This window comes from Providencia sneebia DSM 19967, assembly GCF_000314895.2.
GTDB classification, from domain to species: domain Bacteria; phylum Pseudomonadota; class Gammaproteobacteria; order Enterobacterales; family Enterobacteriaceae; genus Providencia; species Providencia sneebia.
Genome location: NZ_CM001773.1, coordinates 1 through 19,658 on the forward strand (window position 1 = coordinate 1; position 19,658 = coordinate 19,658).

Sequence of the window (19,658 nt, forward strand, 5' to 3'; positions counted from 1 at the left end):
AAAGCCCCTATCCAATAAACTAGGGTCAGTTCATCAGGACAGAGGCTCTTGCTTTGGTGGAATATGGGTTACAAACTAAAATGCATTATAATAAAACGGTGATCATGATTACGTTTTTAGGCATAAGCTATTCTGAAATTACTTTATTTTGGCTTTCCAAAGAATCCATGTAGTCGGCATACTACCGCATTATTTGACTTCTCAGATTGCAAATGGATCTCCTATATGACATGGTTAAAGTCTTAGTGATTCATTGGATTATTAAACTTGGCAAAATCAAAGGGTGAAATAGTTTGTTCCTGATTAGCATCCAAATAATCCGCCCACCACTGTACCATCAATCGCCTTTCCTCAATATGTTCGGCTTTATGGATATAAGCAGCACGAACGGAATTACGCTCTTGATGGCTCATCTGACGTTCTACTGCATCCTTAGACCACAACCCTGATTCAATTAATGAGCTACATGCCATCGTTCTAAAACCATGCCCACAAATTTCAATTTTGGTATCATAACCCATGACGCGTAAGGCTTTGTTCACAGTATTTTCACTCATTGGTTTAAAGGGATTATGAGCGCCCGTTAGGATCAATTCATGTTCACCCGTCCATGCCCAAATTTCTTTCAGTATAATGATGGCTTGGTGGCTAAGGGGAACTAAATGCGGAGTGCGCATTTTAGCGCCTCTGTATGAGAATTTAACACCGGATATAGGCTTTCGCTGAGCAGGAATAGTCCATAAGGCTTTATCGAAGTCAATTTCAGACCAACGCGCATAGCGAAGTTCGCTTGACCTAATAAACACTAATAAATTTAACATCACGGCTAGGCGAGTGACGGGCTGCCCTTTATAAGCATCGATACGGGCAATGAGTTCAGGTAGACGGTCAAGATTAAGAGCTGGACGGTGTTGGCGTTGTACAGTCGTTACAGCCCCTGCGGTATCAATAGCAGGGTTATAGCCAATAATACCTGATTGCACCGCATAACGCATGACAGCAGCGATACGTTGCTGTAAACGCGCAGCGATCTCATAAATCTTTTTACTTTCTGCTGCGCGGATAGGGATCAGTAGATCAGGTGTTTTGAGGGTAGTGATATCACGTAGACCAATGTATGGGAATACATGTGACTCCAAACTCTTTAAAACCTTTTCACTGTGTGATTCAGACCATTTTTTATTGCTGGCATGCCATTGTCTTGCGATGGTTTCAAAAGAGAGATTAGCATCTGAGGCCGCTTTAGCCACACGTTTTTGTTCGCACGGATCAACACCGTTAGCAATCAGTTTTCTGGCTTCATCGCGTTTAAGCCTTGCTTCAGATAAAGACACATCAGGGTATAAACCTAAGGCTAAGGTTTTCTCTTTACCTAAGTGACGGTAACGTAATCGCCAATATTTAGAGCCATTGGTATGAACGAGTAAATGCAGACCTGCACCATCGGTGAGTTTATAAGATTTGACATCGGGTTTAGCGACCCGAATTTTAGCGTCAGTCAGTGCCATAGTCAGCTTCCTGAGAGATAAAGTGGGTACAAAATTCTATCGAACCAGTGTATACCCGCAATTGTACCCACGCAATGGGGTTGATGTGGGTAGAATCGAGTAGAATTCAGTTGAGTTGAAACTTTGGGAGAGTGTTGATTTTAGCGGGCCTTACAAACAAAAACAGACGTCGGTTGACGTCTATTGATAATAAGGTGGTGCCCGGACTCGGAATCGAACCAAGGATACGCGTTCTATACCAACTTTTTATTGATTAACAGTCGGTTACGTTTTCGCTTCGAGGAGCAATGTACCACTGTTTTGTACCGTTTTTCAAGTTTTTTATGACCAGCTAGACGTTATAATCTAGCTGGTGGATGTGTTAAAGTACCCGTTTGATATCTACTCCAGTTATGATAATTACTTTGAATCCGCTTTTTGTTTCCAATATAGTTGCCTAGCATCGTCAATATCGAATGTGCCATCTGGTTTTTCCTTCATCGTCACAAGTAACATTGATTCGCCTAGGTAATATTGTGATGCTTTATCACCTCGATTAGCTGCATCTTCCAGCAGTTCGATAGCTTTTTCTGTATTTTGTTCAACAAGATAACCTCGTTCATGCATGATCCAGAAGATCCAAAAGAAACAGTCCGTTCACTCATTTCCATTGCAATGAGTAATCAACTACAATGCAAAGGTAGCCATACTCCGCAGTCTACTTTGACTCAGGTTCTTAGTACAAATACCTATAAACAAGATTATGAATTGACGTATCAAAATGACAGTTTTGAAAATATGTCTCAAGTGTCCTAGATAACTAAGATCATCTAGGATAGTTCCATGAGAAAAAGTAGACTCAGTCAGTATAAACAAGCACGGTTAGTGGAATTATTAATGACTAAAAAAAAGCTATTACAGGCATTGGTTGACAAATATCAAAAAGATATAGATTTTTACCGTTCTGCCAAATACAACGAAACGCAGCTAAGAACTGACTTCTTAGACCAACTTTTTTCGATACTTGGTTGGGACATTACTAACGCAGCAGGTAAACCCACAAATGAACGTGAAGTTCTTGTTGAAGAAGGGTTAAAGGCAAAAGCTGGTGAAAATACGAAAAAACCAGACTATACGTTTAGATTATTCTCTGAACGTAAATTCTTCCTTGAAGCAAAAAAGCCAAATGTAAATGTATCAACCGCAATAGAACCTGCTTTACAGGTTAGACGATACGGTTTTACAGCCAAGTTGAAAATCTCTGTCTTATCGAATTTCGAATATACAGCGATTTATGATTGCTCTAACCCTGTTAAAGAAACTGACACAGTAGCGAACTCTCGAATCAAACTTTATCATTTCACTGAACTGGTTGATAATTTTGACGAAATTAACAAACTGGTCGGTCGAGAAAGTGTTTATACTGGTCAATTCGATAATGAATGGTTAGAAATCGAAAATAAGATACTAAAATTCAGTGTTGATGATCTATTCCTAAAGCAAATCAATGATTGGCGTTTGCGTCTGGCAAGTGAATTTTTGCAGATTAAAAAGGAACTTTCAGAAGAAGAGTTAAACGATCTCGTACAAAACTATATTAACAGTATCGTATTTCTCCGTGTCTGCGAAGATCGAGATTTAGAAGACTACGAAACTCTTTATCATTTTGCTCAAGCGAAAGATTTTCAATCTCTGGTAAATAAATTAAAATCATCTGATAAAAAATATAATTCAGGGTTATTTGCATTAGCATATATTGACGAGTTGATTAACAATGCTGATTCTTGTATCTGGAGTATTATAGAACAACTCTATTTCCCACAAAGCACATATTCTTTCTCTGTGTTTTCTTCTGATATATTAGGGAATATATATGAAATATTCCTGAGTGAAAAAGTTCGTGTCGATGAGTTTGGAAACGTTAAGATTCAACCAAAAGAAGAACATATTGACAGAGATGTCGTTACAACACCTACACATATTGTAAAAGAAATTATCCGTAATACTGTCGTAGAATACTGTAAAGATAAATCAGACGTTGAGATTCTGAATTCTAAATTTGCTGATATAGCTTGTGGTTCTGGTGCGTTTATTATTGAAGTGTTTCAATCTCTTCAAGATATTTTAGTGGATTATTACCTGAAACATGACAAATCTAAACTACAACAGCTATCAGAGCATACATATAAACTAAAACTTCAAGTAAAGAAAGAAATCCTTTGTAAATGCATCTACGGTATTGATAAAGACTATAATGCAACTAAAGCTTGTGCTTTTGGCTTATTACTAAAACTTCTTGAAGGTGAAAGTAAAGAAACTATTGGTAATACTACTCCAATTTTACCTGCGCTTGATGCAAACATTTTATTCGGTAATAGCCTGATAGATAGTAAAGACAAAGTTAAACAAGAAGATGTTTGTACAATAAATCCGTTCGATTTACTTGACCATCAGTTTGATGTAATTGTTGGTAATCCTCCTTACATGGCAACTGAACATATGAATCAGTTAATACCAAAGGAGTTTGAGATTTATAAGAAAAAATATAAATCAGCATTTAAACAGTTTGATAAATACTTTTTGTTTGTTGAACGTTCAATGCAAGCTCTCAAACAAAATGGGTATTTAGGTTATATCCTGCCGTCTAAGTTTATTAAAGTCGGTTCAGGTAAAAATCTTCGTAAACTATTGTCAGATAATAAGTATTTGTCTAAGTTCATTTCTTTCGGCTCGTATCAAGTATTTCAGAACAAAACAACCTACACTTGCCTGTTGTTTCTAAACAAAGCTGACCATGATGACTTTTCTTTCTATGAAGTGAAGGACTTTAAAAAATGGTTAACACGTGAAGATAAATCGTTGCTTTCAAGTACATATCAAACAAGCTCTCTTGATTCTGATACATGGGTTCTTGAGAAAAAAACCAATGATATTTTAAACTTGATGTCCTCAAAATCTAAACCATTGGGCGATATTGTAGGGAAAACCAATGTCGCAAATGGCATTCAGACAAGTGCTAATAAATACTACATCCATAAGGAAATAAAAACGGAAAATGGTTTTGTTTATTTCAAATATGATGGTGTTGTTTATCATATCGAAAAGGAATTGACTCGTCCTTATTTTGAAACAAATCGTAATGGAGAGGATAGTTTCTATACTTATAAAGACCTTGAGCCTAACTCCTTTGTGGTTTATCCATATAAAAAAGTAGGTAATAAAATTCAGTTTATTGAATATGATGAACTGAAACTACACTACCCTAAATTATTTGAGTTTTTGCACGTTGTTAAAGTTCATCTAAATCATAAGAAACGTTCTATTAAACCAGACCCAACGGGACCTAACGAATGGTACAGATACGGACGAAGCCAAGCGTTAGAGAACTGCGATGTTGACCAAAAGCTGATTGTCGGTGTGCTGTCGAATGGTTATAAATACAGTATCGATAATCATAGAACATTCGTTTCTTCTGGCGGCACTGCAGGTTATAGCATTATTAACGTCCCTAATGACGTTAAATACTCAATTTACTATATCCAAGCAGTTCTTACATCAAAGTACCTTGAATGGTTTGCTTCAATCTACGGTGAGATTTTTAGAGGTGGATTCGTAGCTCGTGGGACAAAGGTTCAAACGAGAATGCCTATACCAACCATTGATTTTGATGATCCTAAAGAGAAAGCTACTCACGATAAGATCAGTCTACAACAGCAGTCTTTGAACAGATTGTACGGTCAAATTCAAAAAGCTGGTGATAGAGAAAAGATTATACTTGAAAGGCAATTTGAACAAGAAAAAGCCAAAATGGACGATCTGATTAAGGATCTCTATGACTTGGGTGATTTAGATTCAGAAATCCCAACTGTGGAAGACCTTTATAAAAACCTTTAAACGTCCAGAAAAAATCAATGCAGCTTTTTAGCTGCATTGATTCTCTAACTTCATGTATCTATTTGCGTAATCTTCTATCTCTGAGCTTTTTCCATATCTCTACAAGTTTTTCATTCTCTTCTTGAGTAAAACCAAGCTTACCTAAGATTAGTGAGCCTTGTTGTCGAATCACACTTTCGATTTGACCATCCTTAATCAACTCGTTCAGTTCATCAGCGTTATGTTCTAACCCGTCAATGATCGGTATACAGAGCTTTTCTATCTCAGATGGAACCAGTTCAAGAACACCACCACCGTAAAAGCGCCCCTCAAGCTCGGCTGTAATGGCCGTTAGAGGGTTCAAAAAACTACAAACCAAGTTCTCAGCACTCGTAAAAGTTGAAGAAACACGATAAGCAGTATCAGTTGTGTACGCTCCAACCTTGTTATGGATTAAGCGTGGTGCATCTTGACAACGCTTTAACATACCAATCTCTGTACTATAGACAGAAGGAACTTTAAACCAAGGCTTACGTATGCGGCACTTATAACGCTTGTGATACTCTTCTGCTTCTCCTAATGCAATGTAGCTTTTGACATCTTCGGAAAGGTCTTGATACTCGTCATCTATATATAAGAAATTAGTCGGCAAACCTTGCGTTTGGTTTTCAACATGCTGTTTTTCATCATAGATAATGCCAGGGCAATGTTGGCTTCTGCCAAACATAGGGTGAGCGTAACGTTCTAATCCGTATGACTCAACTGTCTCATTATCAACGAGAAAATACTTGTTTGCACCTGTCACAATACCCACATCGACTTTTGCTATATCTTTAAACTTATGAACATCAGGGTGAGCAATTACTTTTTTGATTAGCCTAAGTTCATCAATGTCGAGAGTCGCTTTTGTCCATTTTCCTTCAACTGTTTCACCGTTTATTCCAACAGTGTTATCAAAGAGCAAGTCGGGGTCATCTTGAAGGAATTCAAAACCACTAACACTAACAATCCCTACACCTTGGGATGTTTCATCAGGATCTTGTTTTTTTTCTGCGAGAATAATTACCGCACCTTGCAGAGTCTCTTCAAACCAAATTTCTTTAGGATCGATTATTACAATCTTAGAACAAATATGACCTAAATAGCTTCTAAGAGACTGAGCGTGCATTACATGACTGATCTCAGATGGTATGACCATTCCCATTCTTCCACCTTCTTTGAGAAGGGCTAATGAAGATAGTAGGAATGGAACCCAAGCATTAGTATGCTTTGTAAATTTAAGGTCGAGTTGTTCAAAGACCAATTGAGCCTGTTCTTGAAAATTCTTTTCTAAGAACTGATAACGGATGAACGGTGGATTACCAAGAACACCATCAAAAATCGTTTGTTGTTTCTTGAGTTGTTCATTCGCCCATACAAGAAAGTCTCCCTCTGTGACAGTCGCGTTGTTAAGGTTGTTTACTTTACAACGATTAAGAGCTTTAGATGCTTCTGTATCGAACAATTCAAAGCAAGATAGTTTGATATTTGAATCACAATTATTATTAGCTACAGCTTGAATAAATACGCCATCACCACAGCTTGGTTCAAGTATGGTTGTAGGATTGTTGCTCAACACCCACTTTGTTACATAATCAGCTAAATTTTGTGGTGTATAATAGCCACCTCTTAATTTTTGTGAGGTTTGATCTGCTTTAAACTTCATCGTCTACCTTCGAAAAGCTTTGAATTAGTTCAGATTTTTTTCTTTTATGTGTTTCTGTGCTTTGTCTACGAACCAATCTTTGAGTGTCTGCTGTTCCATTGCAAGAATGGAATAAAGCGTTTTCTTTAGTTCAGGTTCAACTTCGAGGACTATGCGCCCTGATTCACCCTTTGCCATACGAGCACCTATGTAATGTATGTTATGTTACATAGAATACATTGGATCGATCTGGACCTAAAGATAAAATGAGAGCTAAATTTTAGAGGAGTGTTGTATTAACAAATCTTTTTTCACCATAAAGTTTGCAATGCTTCTCTTCTTTGTTTGTCTTATGACCGATCAGCTCACCGTCATATTGATCTATTCATAGAGCTGAATCATACTACTGTATAAGTATACAGTAACGTGATTTTTTATGAAAGTAATCCCACTTTTTTCCTCTGCTGGTATCACGGGCTTTGAGAGTCCTGCCGCTGAATACAACCAATTAGATCTATCTCTCGATGAGCTACTTGTCGAACGTCCTTCAAGCACGTTTTTAGGCTTTGCTCAAGGTGAATCGATGATTGACGTGGGGATTTTTGACGGTGATTTGCTGATAGTAGACCGTTTTCCAGTAGCAAAGCATAACGATGTTATGCCATCATTGGCTGACACAGGGATAATTTATTTATTCGCTAATAAATGATGCGCAGTGGCTTCATCGGTCACTAAACCTGTTACCCAACCGCCATTCATAACGGCTTGAATGGCTTTTGTTTTGTGTGCGCCACCCGCAAATGCGATCACAGGCTTATTTGGGGAAGGGAACAGTGGGACACTGGTGTGTGTGTCATCCAAAGCCGTAGAAAGTCGTTCACCGTTAGCTTGAATAAAATGCCCCAATAGTTCTGCGGCGACACCTTTTTCTAACAAGATTTCCAATTGTTCATCCGTGACGAAACCTTCAGAATTGAGTGGGCATCCTTTGCCGACTTCGCCAATACCAATAAAGGTAATATCTGCATTCAGGGCTTTTTCCGTGACTTCCTTATACACGCGATGTTGGCACCACATTACTTTATCTTCTGGGCTATCAGCATAAAGTGGTGCAGGTAGAATATAGTGTCGGCATTGTAATTTTTCTGCAAAACGTAATGGAATATCATAGCGTGTTGCTGAGCTATCACGGGCAATAGCGCCTATTAATGAAACACATTGGTGCTGGGAGGTTTCTAGGTAAGGAAGAGCATCAATAATACTGCGTAATGTTCTGCCTGAACCGATACCAATAACTTGAGGCTTATCGGGTTCGATTAATTGCTCCATGAGCTCAGCACCTGCCACTGAAATCATGTCGAGTGTCGCTTCTGTATCTAGTTGCCCTGACGGGACGACAAAGCAATGTGTTAGGTGATACTTTTGCTGGATTTCATTAGCGAGTCTTAAACACTCCGTAATCGGGTGTGTGATTTGCACCTGAACCATACCTTGTTCTTTTGCTAATGAAATAAGGCGTTGGGCGACTTGTCTTGATAGCCCAAGTTCATGCGCAATTTCCTGTTGTGTTTTGCCTGCCACAAAATATAGCCATGCCGCACGTGCAGCTTGTTCCATTTTTTTAATTCTTTCTGCATGAACATTCTCCTGCTGGTTTCGCTTATTGTAATTCTGGGCAATTGTTTATTAAAAGGGCAAAAGTCAATACCGTGAGCATTATCGCAGTAATTGTGATCAGATTGAAACTAAAATATAACAAACGGGCATATGCCCAAAAAATAGCAATTATTTAATTTTAGGGTAAGGGGTCACAATGCTAAAGCAGAAATCAGTGTGGATGCACATCGGTGCTGGGTCATTTCATCGTGCTCACCAAGCGTGGTATTTGCACCGCTTGTGTCAACAAGGGGATGATAGTTGGTCAATTGCCTTAGGGAATATTCGCAATGATGCGAATGCATTGCTTGATAACTTAACCAAGCAAAATGGGGAATATACCCTTGAAACAGTTTCACCTGAAGGTGAGCGTTATTATGAAAAAATTACTTCAGTGCGCAAAGTATTGCATTGGGATGAGAATTTAAGCCAGTTAGTGGAACAAGGTTGTGATAAAGCAACACGTGTTATTGCTTTTACAGTCACAGAAGCGGGCTATTATTTAACCCCACAGCATGAGTTAGATGCAGAACAGCCAGACATTAAAGCTGATTTAACGGGCAAAATGAGCTCGATATATGGTGCATTAACACAAATTTTACGTGTACGTTTAGCAGCTCATGGTGAACCTGTGACCTTGTTAAATTGTGATAATTTGCGCCACAATGGCGAACGCTTTAGACACGGCTTTTTATCGTTTTTACAATTAAAAGGTGAAACTGAGCTGTACCAATGGGTGAAAGAAAATACGCGTTCGCCGAATACCATGGTTGATAGGATCACGCCACGCCCAACCCCAGATGTGGCTGAACGTGTAAAACAGCATACTGGTTGGGATGATAAAGCACCTGTTATGGGAGAGGCATTCATTCAGTGGGTGATTGAAGATGATTTTATTAATGGACGTCCTGCATTAGAAAATGTCGATGTAGAAATGGTTGAGTCCGTTTTACCTTGGGAAGAAGCGAAGATTCGTATTCTGAATGCAAGCCACAGTTGCATTGCTTGGGCAGGCACCTTAATCGGTTTGAGCTTTATTGATGAAAGCACCCGCCAATCTGCTATCAAACAAATGGCATGGAATTATGTGACACAAGATGTGATCCCGTCATTATCGCCGAGTCCTCTTGATTTAGAACAATACCGTGATGTGGTACTCGCACGCTTTAGTAATCCTTATATTCAGGATACTAACCAACGTGTAGCCGCAGATGGCTTATCAAAAATACCTGGTTTTATTACGCCAACACTCCAAGAATGCTATCAGCGTCAGCAGACTCCGGCTGCGACGGCTGTGCTGCCCGCTTTATTTTTCGTATTTTTACAGCGCTGGGCTCGTGGTGAATTACCTTATGAATATCAGGATGGTGTGTTGGATGTGGCACTGTATCAAAAAATGATGAATAGCAGTGACGCATTGTCGCAATTTGTCTCAAGTGAAATGTTGTTCGGCTCACTCGCTCATTCTACTGAATTCCACGAATTGATGAGCAACACGGTTGAAAAAGTTGAAAATTGGCTCAAGTCACCTCAACAACCTCTGTAAGGAGAAAGGCGATGTACCTCGGAATTGATCTAGGCACTTCAGAACTTAAGGCCGTATTAATTAATGCTCAGGGCGAAATTGTTGCCTCAAGTCACATGGCATTAACAGTACAAAGGCCACATTCTCAGTGGGCAGAACAATCACCAGATAGTTGGTGGGAAGCCACTAACGCGGTTGCGGCTACCTTGCGCCAAAAAGCCCCAGAAGCATGGGCAGCGGTGAAAGCGATTGGTTTATCGGGCCAAATGCACGGCGCAGTATTATTAAACAGCGAACACCAAGTACTTCGTGACTGTATCTTATGGAATGACACCCGCAGTGCGAAGGAATGTGAATGGTTAATGGCAAATCACCCTGAGTTTCTAACGATTGGTGCTAATTTAGTGATGCCAGGTTTCACGGCGCCCAAGTTATTGTGGGTCGCACGCCATGAACCAGAAATATTCAAACAAGTTGCTAAGGTATTGCTTCCTAAAGATTATTTACGTTGGAAAATGACTGGTCAATTTACCAGTGATATGTCTGATGCGTCGGGCACATTATGGCTAGATGTGGTTAAGCGTGATTGGTCTGATGAACTATTGGCTGCAACTAATTTAACTCGTGAACAAATGCCTTCTTTAGTTGAAGGCGCTGAAAAAAGCGGTGTGTTACGGGCGGATTTAGCTTCCCAATGGGGGCTCAGCGCCGATGTAATTATCGCTGGTGGAGGCGGTGATAATGCGGCTTCTGCTGTTGGTGTTGGTGCGGTTAATGACGGTGATGCTCTAATTTCTTTGGGCACCTCTGGCGTCATTTTTGTGGTTAATAATCAGCTACAAGCAGCACCACACCAAGGCGTCCATGCATTTGCTCATGCATTGCCAAATCGTTGGCACCAAATGAGTGTGATGTTAAGTGCTGCCAACTGTTTGCGTTGGCTTTGCCAGCTTCTTTCCACAACGGAAAACCAGCTAATGGATGAAGTGGGGCAATTGACCGATGACGAGAAGAAGCAAGCGCCAGTATTTTTGCCTTACCTATCAGGGGAAAGAACACCCCATAATGACCCTTACGCAATGGGCTCATTCTTTGCGTTAAAAAATGAAACAACGCGTGCTCAGCTTGGTTATGCGGTGATTGAAGGAGTGACCTTCGCTCTGGCGGATGGCATGCAGGTTTTAACGCAAACGGGAACGCAAATTAGCCAGTGTAGCTTAACAGGGGGAGGTGCACGAAGTCCTGTTTGGGCGCAGCTTATTGCTGATGTTATCGATATACCGATTGTGACTCACCCGGCGAGTTCATCGGGGGCTTTAGGTGCGGCTCGTTTGGCATGGCTGGCGGACGGCGGTAATACAGAAACCGTGTGCCAAAAACCAGAAGTGCTGAGTACCTATTTACCACAAAAACAGTGCCAAACTTGGTTAAATCAACGGCTTGATGTTTTCCGTTTATTATACCAACAGCAAAAACAAGCAAGGGAATTATTGCCGCAGTAGGCGAGTGTGGCGGTGTTTCCCTACATATCACTGCCACGGTTATCTCTTCGCGATTGATTAAAATAACAAAATTAAAATGAGGAAACTGCAATGGAACAGAAGCAGTATTGGCTTGGTCTACCTAAGCATTTGTTCTGGGGTTTTATTGCCATCGCTATCTTTATGAGTGGTGATGGCTTTGAAATGGCTTTTTTATCAAAACATATTACTGATTTAGGGTTTACACCGGCGCAATCCGCGATGGTATTTACTGTCTATGGTTTAATGGCAGCCGTTGCGGCGTGGGCATCTGGTGTTGTTGCTGAAATTATCACCCCCCTAAAAGCCATGATGATCGGCTTTATTCTCTGGATTGTCATGCATGCCTTATTTATGGTATTTGGTCTCGGTATGAAAAACTATACCTTGATGCTGTTATTCTATGGTATTCGTGGGCTGGCTTATCCATTGTTTATTTATTCATTTATGATGATGCTGGTGCAAGTCATCCCTCGAGCGCATCTTGCTGCGGCTACGGGTTGGTTCTGGGCGATGTACTCGGTAGGCATTGGTGTTATCGGCAGTTATCTGCCTAGTTTTTCAATCCCAATGATGGGTGAAACAGGAACATTATGGATGGCCGTCGGTTGGATCGCTATTGGTGGCGCAATTGCTTATTTTAGCCTACGTAACATTCCAGTTGATCGCTCCAAAGTTAATTTACCCATGAAAGATAAAATTGCTGAATTGTCGCGGGCTGCCACCATTTTATTTACCAACAAAAACATCTTTATGGCAAGTTTAATCCGCATTATCAACACTATTTCGTTGTTTGGTTTTGCAATCATCATGCCATTACTCTTTGTTGACCGCTTAGGGTTCACCATCTCTGAATGGTTACAGATTTGGGCAGTTTTCTTCTTTGTCACTATTTTTACGAATATTTTTTGGGGAATTGTTGGTGAACATATTGGTTGGATCCGCCAAGTTAGGTGGTTTGGGTGCCTAGGTATGGCAATATCCAGCTTAATGTTTTATTACTTACCGGTTTATTTTGGTCATAATTTTGCCATCGCATTAATACCCGCCATTTTATTAGGTATTTTTGTGGCTGCATTTGTTCCAATGACGGCGGTATTCCCAAGTATTGAGCCACACCATAAAGGTGCTGCGGTCTCAATTTATAACCTTTCAGCGGGGCTGAGTAATTTTGCTGCACCGGCAATAGCCAGTTTAGTATTGCCTTTCTTTGATATTGTGGGTGTTGTTTGGGCATATACAGGTTTGTATATCTTTGCAGGAATACTGACATTCTTTATTAAAGTGCCACAACCCGGCTTTGAAAATAATCGCAAAATAAAACCAGCTAAGGTAGCGGCTGAACAACAAACTAGTCATTAAATTACTTTATCTATTACTCATTAAACCCTGTAGGTAGTGAATTATCTATGGGGTTTTTCTTTGTTTAAATAAACTTTATTGCCAAAACAAACTAAGAGCCTATCCCAAAAGGAATTGTCAGATAATACATAATGATAATTTCTGAGGGCGAAGCGTGACGGGCAACAAGTGGCAAATCAGTGATGAACTCTGGGAGAAAATGGCTCCTCTCATCCCGGAGCATAGAACTCAACACCCGCTGGGTACGCACCGCAAGCGGGTTGATAATCGCGCTGCAATGAACGCCATTTTCTTCGTACTCAGGACGGGTTGCCAGTGGAATGCGCTAAATGCCACCGGTATATGCTCGTCAAGCTCTGCTCATCGCCGATTTCAGGAGTGGCGGGATGCTGGCGTATTTGAACGCTTCTGGCAAAACGGGTTGCTTGCTTGCGATAGATAATTTCGGCAACTACATTTGCTTTAACAAGGAAAATGATACGGTCGTCTTTCTGGATTTTGAGACAGGAGAAACAGAGCTGATCGACAATACGTTTTCTGATTTCTTGCTCAAAATCAATAGGTAATATAAAAGAAACTTAAAGCGAGAATATTAGTAGAAATAAAGGGCCAAACTGGTCACTTAATTGGCTTATTAAAGCGACCAGTTTGCAATATTTTTCTACTTCTTATAGGAGCAATCAGTTATTCCCCGAAATTTCTTCCGTCGCCTCCTGACGCAGTTTATGGGCATCCATTCCGTTTAGCCGTTCAATGGCTCTGTCTGCGGCACTTTGACGGTTTCCATCCACGTTTAGCGTACTTCCTGAGCCAGTGACGGTACTTCGGGTAGGTTGCCCGTGATCGACAAAATAGGTATCCATTCATCCAGATTGACTTGGCTCCAATCTACCTGATTTAACTGACTCGCGGTCAAACCTTCACAGTTTGGTGACTTCACACTGCCCCAACCAAGACCCAATTGCGGACGCACTTGAATGATCCGTGAAAGTGGCGAAGTAAAGCAGCAATATGACTGCCGTTTTTCAACACAGGCACCTAAGAACTTAGACTTGCGGTTAGAGCCTACATAATGGCAACTCTTCAATACCCGCTTAGCGTTCATTTCAAACTCACTCAGCTCACATTTCCAGATAAGTTGAATGAGGATCATGGTGACTGAATAAATCATGTAGGGCGTCAGATAAGTATCCATTTAATAGTTTGAATTAAATAAAAAAAGAATACCATAACAGCCATCTTTACGGATATCCGTAAAGATGGCTTAAAATAGAGTTTAGTTTGATTAATGTTCTAGCTTATGGATGTCATTGGGGTACCACGACATTCTTTATTTCCCGCCTTAAGGGATGAAAGCGGTTTGACTCTCATGTTGTTGTCCTATCTATCCCCCCGTATGATAAACATATCCTCCACTGTGAAAAATCCCCCCTTGTTCAAGACAAACATCACGTCCATAGCGTTCATAGTCAAAGTAATGGGATAAATGACCCAGTTGGGCTAAATCATAACAACCACTTTCTTCTATCCAGTAATAACCTAAATCATATTCATTATTGACCCCCGCTAATTGCTGGAAAGAATCCAAGTTATCCGCTAAATGAATTAAATCATGGATTGAACTCGTTGAAGAACCGATTTCAATTGCCGCCTGGTAAAGGTCAATGTCATCAGGCGATAACATGGCTAATTGCGTGGCTAACTCGTTCAACTCATCTAAAAGACTGTATTCTGAAATGTGGGAAGAAAGGCCATCAATGGAGGATTCATAGTCGGTCAAGAAATACTCTTCATAGTGAATACCATCAATGCCAATCCGCATTAAACAGTGTTCTATTTCTTTTGAGGTTGCTGGAAGCTCAAGCCACTCACCGACCAGTTCACCTTCGTTATATTTACCTAAATTCGTAATAAAAACAGAAATCATCCCCGATTTTAGGCATGGGGAAGCCGTCGCAGTTATACGCATATTCGTGTCCTATTATTGATGTATTGTGATTTAATTAATGGCGATATTTTGATAAAGGGAGCTATTTCCCTTTAGAAGCTGATGTTGATATAAAATCCCCATCAGCTGAAAACAGATAATCTGCTTTAAACGTGATTAATGACGTTTTAGATCAGGATAATGAGTTGCCTTACAATCCCGATAACATGTTATGCTTTCTATCATGATTTATTTTTGTGTGGGTTAAAACGAAAAAAGCCCCTGCCAATAAACTAGGGTCAGTTCAGACTCACAGACTCCTAAGAGATGAAACCCCATCAGGGGGTTCCGTTAACTTATGGCTATCAATCAAACGTGTATTCACACTCGATACATTCATAACGGTCAAATACCACGCCATCTAAAGCTGAACCACTCACAGCCCCAGCAGTAGCTCCAGCTACTAAACGTCCAAATAGAGCGCCTACCGCAGCACCAGCAATCGTCCCTACAACAGGAACAGCAGAGCCGATAGACGCTCCAGCTAGTGCGCCTGATACGCCACCAGCAACAGCTCCGGTCTTTTTCCCGATATGACGTTCACGAATGCGAGTTGAATCGCAGGCCGGGCAACGAATGTAATTTTCCATGATAATTTCCTTTTAGGTTGATTTAAAAGCAAAAAAACCCCTGTCCGTGAGGACAGAGGCTTTCAGTGATAAAGCTTCTTTATTGAATGAGATGTATTACGATAAATCGTGGTTAGTTATCATGCGTTTTGACGATGAGAATTCCCATGAACAATATTGCCACCATTTCGCAATGAATCGATATAGTCGGCATACCACTGCATCATTTCACGTCTCCCTGCCAAATATTGCGCCATGGTTATAGGTTCCACGTATCGCATTTTTATTGCTATGCGCCAGCTGTGTTTCAATCCAAGCGCTGTTAAAACCTTTCTCACGATAATCCTCATCTCGTGGCGGAGACCGTGTCCTGTTAGCCTTCCTTCATACCTAAGCAATTAAATCGCTTTCTTGACTAACCAGCTTTTGATGAGTATCTAGCAAGGTATGCAAAACTGTATCTGCAAGCCTCACACTATCTCATTGCCTAATTTAGCAAAACTAAACGGCGAAATTTCCCTTTCCCTATTCGCATCCAGATAATCAGCCCACCATTGCACCATCAGTCGTCTTTCCTCAATATGCTCAGCCTTATGAATATAAGCAGCTCTTACTGAATTGCGTTCTTGGTGGCTCATTTGCCTTTCTACTGCATCCTTCGACCATAGCCCTGACTCAATCAACGAGCTACAAGCCATCGTTCTGAAACCATGTCCACAGACTTCCGTCTTAGTGTCATAGCCCATCACACGTAACGCGTTGTTAACTGTGTTTTCACTCATTGGTTTTCTAGGATTGTGATCGCCGATAAAGATCAGTTCGTGGTTGCCACTGAATTGATAGATCTGTTTTAAGATCTCAATGGCTTGTCGGCTTAAAGGGACTAAGTGAGGAGTACGCATTTTTGATCCACGATGAGAGTGCTTAACCCCTTCTATCGCTTCGCGTTCAGCAGGGATCGTCCACATGGCATTATCAAAATCGATTTCATCCCAGCGAGCAAAGCGCAATTCACTGGAACGAATAAAAACTAACAAGGTAAGTTTGACAGCAAGTTTAGTTAAAGGTCTTCCCTTATAATCATCGATACGTTGTAAGAACTCGGGTAGACGTTTAAGCTCTAAAGCGGCTCTGTGGACTCGTTTACCTGTCGCAACTGCACCCGCCATGTCTTGCGCTGGGTTATAGTCGATTAAACCGCTTTGTACAGCATAACGCATTATGGCTGTCACACGTTGTTGTAAACGTGCTGCAACCTCAAGACGTCCAGACATCTCTACGGCTTTAATCGGTTCAAGTAGATCACGAGTGTTTAGTTCGGCAATATTGCGTTTACCAATAGCAGCAAAGATATTGTCCTCAAGGCTTTTAAGGACTCGATGGCTATGCCCTTCTGACCACTTTTTATTGGTCGCGTGCCAATCACGAGCTACCTTCTCAAAGGTGTTAAATTCCTTTTGCTGTTCTTCCTTTAATTCTTTCTTGAGCTCGCGAGGATCGATACCTAAAGCGACTTGCTTTCTGGCAGCATCCCTTCTTTCTCTTGCATCCGCTAAAGAAATTTCAGGGTATACACCAAAAGCCATCAAGTGTTGTTTACCGCCAAAGCGAAAACGGAAACGCCAATATTTAGAACCATTGGGGTGAATATAAAGAAACAAGCCATCACTGTCTGTCAGTGTATAAGCTTTATCTTCAGGTTTAGCTGCACGAACTTTTGTATCGGTTAATGCCATATTCTTTATCCTCTTCACCCCAGAGTGAGTATATAAACGAGATATCTCAGATTACAGTCGATGATTTCGAGTTACATAAACAACTAAGTATCTACGCCAAAGGCTGCGCCTGCATTGCTTTAGCATTGGTAATTCAAGATATAATGAGTATACAAACATTATCGAAGCGAAGATATACTCAGTTATATACTCACTCGGAGGTTGATGTGGGTTGAGTTAAGTTGACATACATTGACTGAAAACGCGAGGGAAGCCTTGCAAATACTGGATTTTAGATACAAAAAAAGACGTCGGTTGACGTCTCTTGATGTTCTTATGGTGCCGAAGGCCGGACTCGAACCGGCACACCCGAAGGCGGTTGATTTTGAATCAACTGCGTCTACCAATTCCGCCACTCCGGCACGAAGTGATGTGTTTCTTGGAAAACGTGGTCATTATACTTGCCTTGTCTTGACTAGCAACATTTATATTGAGAATTCAGTTTGTTCGCTTAAAAAAAAAGCATCTTGAGTAAATCATCATCGGGTTTATTATTTGATCGTTTTTATTTATCCATTCGTTTGCGGTTATGTTACTTTAATCAAATATTTGATTTAATCACTCGCTTGTATATTGTTACTCGCGGCGTAATGCCACTATGTTTGGCAATGTTGCACTTATATCAATACCAAAGGTATGAAAAACATGGGTTTCCTAAGTTGGATAGCAATAGGCATTGTTGCTGGCATCTTAATTGGTGCTTTGATGAAAGTCTTTTCGAAAAAGAAATAAATTGGCTCTAAAACATATTGAGACCATTGGCAAAATTATTACATCGGCTGGCTGCTAAACATGAAGAATTCGTTATTAAAAATGCTGTCCGTTTCTACCTTAGCCCTTGCATTAGCGGCTTGTACAAGCACGACAGAAAAACAACCAAAATTATTACAAGGCAATGATGCCATATCAAATGACTGGCGAGTCTTTGAAGGAAATCAGCGTACCTATGAGCGTGTCGCTAAAATTGTCGATATGTATGCAAACCGCATCTTCAATGAAAGCGATGCCCGTGGAATGGCTATTATTGTCATTGATAATAACCAATCTTTATCACGTTATTACGGTGAAACTGCGCCCGGAAATGGTAAAAAACCGGGGCCAAATTCGCTGATCCGTATAGCTTCTATTACCAAATTGATGACCAGCGAGATTTTAATTAAGCTCGAACAAGACCATAAATTATTAATCACAGATCCATTACAACAATACAGTTATCATGGCGTTTCTGTTCCTGATAATAATAGTGGGCAACCTATCCGTTTGTACCATCTCGCTAGCCATACTAGCGGTTTACCAAGAGAACAACCTGGCGGAGTCTGGGGGCGCCCTGTATTTATATGGCCAACACAAAGCAATCGTTGGACTTGGCTGAAAAACGGAAAACTTGATGCAACACCGGGCACTGAAGCATCTTACTCCAATCTTGCTTATGACTTATTAGCGGATGCAATGATTAAAGCTTCAGGTCAATCTTACCCACAACTTTTTAGCCGATATGTCACTTCACCGGCCAAAATGACGAATACAACTTATACGCCAAATGCTTCTCAATGTGCTCGGTTAATGATAGGAACAAAACCGAGTCCATGTCACAACACATTGGCCGCGGCAGGTAGTGGTGGCGTTTATTCTACACCTGCTGATATGCAAAAATGGATGCAAGAGTTTTTATCTACAAATAAAAATTTAAGGAAAGTGACGGCTGCACGTGAGCAAGGTATCTATTTTCCTAGAGAAAAATTACTAGAAGTGAAAGGCATGGATGTTGCCGGTCACGCTGATGGGTTGGGCCTTGGCTGGGTTTATATGAAACCACAAAATGGCAAACCTGGAATTTATCAAAAAACAGGTGGTGGTGGTGGATTTAATAGCTATATGGCTATGATCCCCCAGCAAAATATTGCGGTATTTGTTGTTATGACCCGAAAAGACAGTAGTAAATTTAGTAAGCTTACGGCTGGAGTAAATGAGATGGTTGCTGCTTTGTCGTTTAATCATGCGTATGGAAAAAGATGAAAGCGTACCGCTGACGCAGTAAATGCAATAGCGAGTTATATCCCAACCCTAAAAAGTGGTGCTTTACGATTGATCACTTTTAAGCTTACGACACTACCGTAATTTCTCACAAGATATTGAAATAAATATTCAATTCACCGTTACCGAGTTGAAATGACTGAAGATTTTAATCATTTCATCCGTAACGGTGAAATTTTTATTAAT

The 19,658-nt window shown here is 40.5% G+C and carries 16 protein-coding genes, 1 tRNA gene and 2 pseudogenes; 8 read left to right on the top strand and 11 right to left on the bottom strand.

Annotated features, from left to right (window positions below; all coding sequences use genetic code 11):
* Positions 1–242 precede the first annotated feature (242 nt).
* Together OO7_RS00005 and OO7_RS00010 are read right to left on the bottom strand one after the other, a co-directional pair.
* Positions 243–1,508, bottom strand: a complete 1,266-nt coding sequence (locus OO7_RS00005; protein ID WP_008913914.1) for a tyrosine-type recombinase/integrase — start codon at positions 1,506–1,508, stop codon at positions 243–245.
* 399 nt (positions 1,509–1,907) lie between these two features.
* A complete protein-coding gene (locus tag OO7_RS00010) occupies positions 1,908–2,114 on the bottom strand; it encodes an SEL1-like repeat protein (RefSeq protein ID WP_008913915.1) in 207 nt (68 codons plus the stop codon).
* A 216-nt stretch (positions 2,115–2,330) separates the two neighbouring features.
* Between OO7_RS00010 and OO7_RS00020 the strand changes: the two genes are divergently transcribed.
* Entirely contained in the window at positions 2,331–5,381 is a 3,051-nt protein-coding gene (locus OO7_RS00020; RefSeq protein ID WP_008913917.1) for an Eco57I restriction-modification methylase domain-containing protein, read from the top strand.
* A gap of 58 nt (positions 5,382–5,439) precedes the next feature.
* On the opposite strand, the gene OO7_RS00025 is transcribed toward OO7_RS00020, so the two are convergent.
* Both OO7_RS00025 and OO7_RS00030 read right to left on the bottom strand, forming a co-directional pair.
* Positions 5,440–7,065: an N-6 DNA methylase gene (locus tag OO7_RS00025; protein WP_008913918.1), complete on the bottom strand. Its 1,626-nt coding sequence runs from the start codon at positions 7,063–7,065 to the stop codon at positions 5,440–5,442.
* A 24-nt stretch (positions 7,066–7,089) separates the two neighbouring features.
* The gene (locus tag OO7_RS00030) at positions 7,090–7,242 is read right to left on the bottom strand and encodes a hypothetical protein (protein ID WP_196717961.1); all 153 of its coding nucleotides are present in this window, start codon (positions 7,240–7,242) and stop codon (positions 7,090–7,092) included.
* Positions 7,243–7,480: 238 nt separating this feature from the next.
* On the opposite strand from OO7_RS00030, the gene OO7_RS17370 reads away from it, so the two are divergent.
* On the top strand, positions 7,481–7,753 hold the full coding sequence (locus OO7_RS17370) for a S24 family peptidase (protein WP_008913919.1): 273 nt from the start codon (positions 7,481–7,483) through the stop codon (positions 7,751–7,753).
* Here the strand turns inward: OO7_RS17370 and OO7_RS00040 are convergent.
* Positions 7,732–8,661 (bottom strand): sugar-binding transcriptional regulator, encoded by a 930-nt coding sequence (locus OO7_RS00040; RefSeq protein WP_008913920.1) that lies wholly within the window; start codon positions 8,659–8,661, stop codon positions 7,732–7,734. The two genes, OO7_RS17370 and OO7_RS00040, sit on opposite strands and share 22 nt — an antisense overlap.
* Before the next feature lie 196 nt (positions 8,662–8,857).
* Here OO7_RS00040 and dalD point away from each other — a divergent pair, with 196 nt between their 5' ends.
* The 5 genes and pseudogenes from dalD to OO7_RS16910 all read left to right on the top strand — a co-directional run bounded on the left by dalD (position 8,858) and on the right by OO7_RS16910 (position 13,673).
* A complete protein-coding gene (gene dalD / locus OO7_RS00045; protein ID WP_008913921.1) occupies positions 8,858–10,246 on the top strand; it encodes a D-arabinitol 4-dehydrogenase in 1,389 nt (462 codons plus the stop codon).
* A gap of 11 nt (positions 10,247–10,257) precedes the next feature.
* The gene (gene xylB, locus OO7_RS00050) at positions 10,258–11,727 is read left to right on the top strand and encodes a xylulokinase (RefSeq protein ID WP_008913922.1); all 1,470 of its coding nucleotides are present in this window, start codon (positions 10,258–10,260) and stop codon (positions 11,725–11,727) included.
* Positions 11,728–11,817: 90 nt separating this feature from the next.
* Positions 11,818–13,107, top strand: a complete 1,290-nt coding sequence (locus OO7_RS00055) for an MFS transporter (protein ID WP_008913923.1) — start codon at positions 11,818–11,820, stop codon at positions 13,105–13,107.
* A 154-nt stretch (positions 13,108–13,261) separates the two neighbouring features.
* A pseudogene (locus OO7_RS16275) lies at positions 13,262–13,546 on the top strand (IS5 family transposase); the annotation flags it as partial.
* Positions 13,494–13,673 (top strand): SMI1/KNR4 family protein, encoded by a 180-nt coding sequence (locus OO7_RS16910; protein ID WP_163762181.1) that lies wholly within the window; start codon positions 13,494–13,496, stop codon positions 13,671–13,673. The pseudogene OO7_RS16275 and the gene OO7_RS16910, both read left to right, overlap by 53 nt.
* Positions 13,674–13,900: 227 nt before the next feature.
* Here the strand turns inward: OO7_RS16910 and traN are convergent, their stop codons facing one another.
* The 6 genes and pseudogenes from traN to OO7_RS00085 all read right to left on the bottom strand — a co-directional run bounded on the left by traN (position 13,901) and on the right by OO7_RS00085 (position 17,800).
* Positions 13,901–14,302, bottom strand: a complete 402-nt coding sequence (gene traN / locus OO7_RS16285; RefSeq protein ID WP_473086675.1) for a conjugal transfer protein TraN — start codon at positions 14,300–14,302, stop codon at positions 13,901–13,903.
* 189 nt (positions 14,303–14,491) lie between these two features.
* Positions 14,492–15,076 (bottom strand): antirestriction protein ArdA, encoded by a 585-nt coding sequence (locus OO7_RS00070; RefSeq protein ID WP_008913926.1) that lies wholly within the window; start codon positions 15,074–15,076, stop codon positions 14,492–14,494.
* 323 nt (positions 15,077–15,399) lie between these two features.
* Positions 15,400–15,684, bottom strand: a complete 285-nt coding sequence (locus OO7_RS00075) for a phage tail tape measure protein (protein ID WP_008913927.1) — start codon at positions 15,682–15,684, stop codon at positions 15,400–15,402.
* Between the two features lie 119 nt (positions 15,685–15,803).
* Positions 15,804–16,052, bottom strand: a pseudogene (locus OO7_RS17000) (tyrosine-type recombinase/integrase); the annotation flags it as partial.
* Positions 16,053–16,133: 81 nt separating this feature from the next.
* Positions 16,134–17,399, bottom strand: coding sequence for a tyrosine-type recombinase/integrase (locus OO7_RS00080; protein WP_004915968.1), 1,266 nt, complete (start codon positions 17,397–17,399; stop codon positions 16,134–16,136).
* A gap of 316 nt (positions 17,400–17,715) precedes the next feature.
* A tRNA-Leu gene (locus tag OO7_RS00085) sits at positions 17,716–17,800 on the bottom strand.
* 430 nt (positions 17,801–18,230) lie between these two features.
* Here OO7_RS00085 and ampH point away from each other — a divergent pair.
* Positions 18,231–19,454, top strand: a complete 1,224-nt coding sequence (gene ampH, locus OO7_RS00090; protein ID WP_008913929.1) for a D-alanyl-D-alanine-carboxypeptidase/endopeptidase AmpH — start codon at positions 18,231–18,233, stop codon at positions 19,452–19,454.
* The last annotated feature ends 204 nt before the right edge of the window (positions 19,455–19,658 follow it).

Excerpts from the sequence above, each read along its gene's own strand:
- OO7_RS00080 (WP_004915968.1), bottom strand. The coding sequence starts at position 17,399 with ATGGCATTAACCGATACAAAAGTTCGTGCAGCTAAACCTGAAGATAAA.
- OO7_RS00070 (WP_008913926.1), bottom strand. The coding sequence starts at position 15,076 with ATGCGTATAACTGCGACGGCTTCCCCATGCCTAAAATCGGGGATGATT.
- OO7_RS16910 (WP_163762181.1), top strand. The coding sequence starts at position 13,494 with ATGCTGGCGTATTTGAACGCTTCTGGCAAAACGGGTTGCTTGCTTGCG.
- ampH (WP_008913929.1), top strand. The coding sequence starts at position 18,231 with ATGAAGAATTCGTTATTAAAAATGCTGTCCGTTTCTACCTTAGCCCTT.
- xylB (WP_008913922.1), top strand. The coding sequence starts at position 10,258 with ATGTACCTCGGAATTGATCTAGGCACTTCAGAACTTAAGGCCGTATTA.
- dalD (WP_008913921.1), top strand. The coding sequence starts at position 8,858 with ATGCTAAAGCAGAAATCAGTGTGGATGCACATCGGTGCTGGGTCATTT.
- OO7_RS00025 (WP_008913918.1), bottom strand. The coding sequence starts at position 7,065 with ATGAAGTTTAAAGCAGATCAAACCTCACAAAAATTAAGAGGTGGCTAT.
- OO7_RS00020 (WP_008913917.1), top strand. The coding sequence starts at position 2,331 with ATGAGAAAAAGTAGACTCAGTCAGTATAAACAAGCACGGTTAGTGGAA.
- OO7_RS00075 (WP_008913927.1), bottom strand. The coding sequence starts at position 15,684 with ATGGAAAATTACATTCGTTGCCCGGCCTGCGATTCAACTCGCATTCGT.
- traN (WP_473086675.1), bottom strand. The coding sequence starts at position 14,302 with ATGGATACTTATCTGACGCCCTACATGATTTATTCAGTCACCATGATC.
- OO7_RS00040 (WP_008913920.1), bottom strand. The coding sequence starts at position 8,661 with ATGGAACAAGCTGCACGTGCGGCATGGCTATATTTTGTGGCAGGCAAA.
- OO7_RS00005 (WP_008913914.1), bottom strand. The coding sequence starts at position 1,508 with ATGGCACTGACTGACGCTAAAATTCGGGTCGCTAAACCCGATGTCAAA.
- OO7_RS00055 (WP_008913923.1), top strand. The coding sequence starts at position 11,818 with ATGGAACAGAAGCAGTATTGGCTTGGTCTACCTAAGCATTTGTTCTGG.
- OO7_RS00010 (WP_008913915.1), bottom strand. The coding sequence starts at position 2,114 with ATGCATGAACGAGGTTATCTTGTTGAACAAAATACAGAAAAAGCTATC.
- OO7_RS17370 (WP_008913919.1), top strand. The coding sequence starts at position 7,481 with ATGAAAGTAATCCCACTTTTTTCCTCTGCTGGTATCACGGGCTTTGAG.
- OO7_RS00030 (WP_196717961.1), bottom strand. The coding sequence starts at position 7,242 with ATGGCAAAGGGTGAATCAGGGCGCATAGTCCTCGAAGTTGAACCTGAA.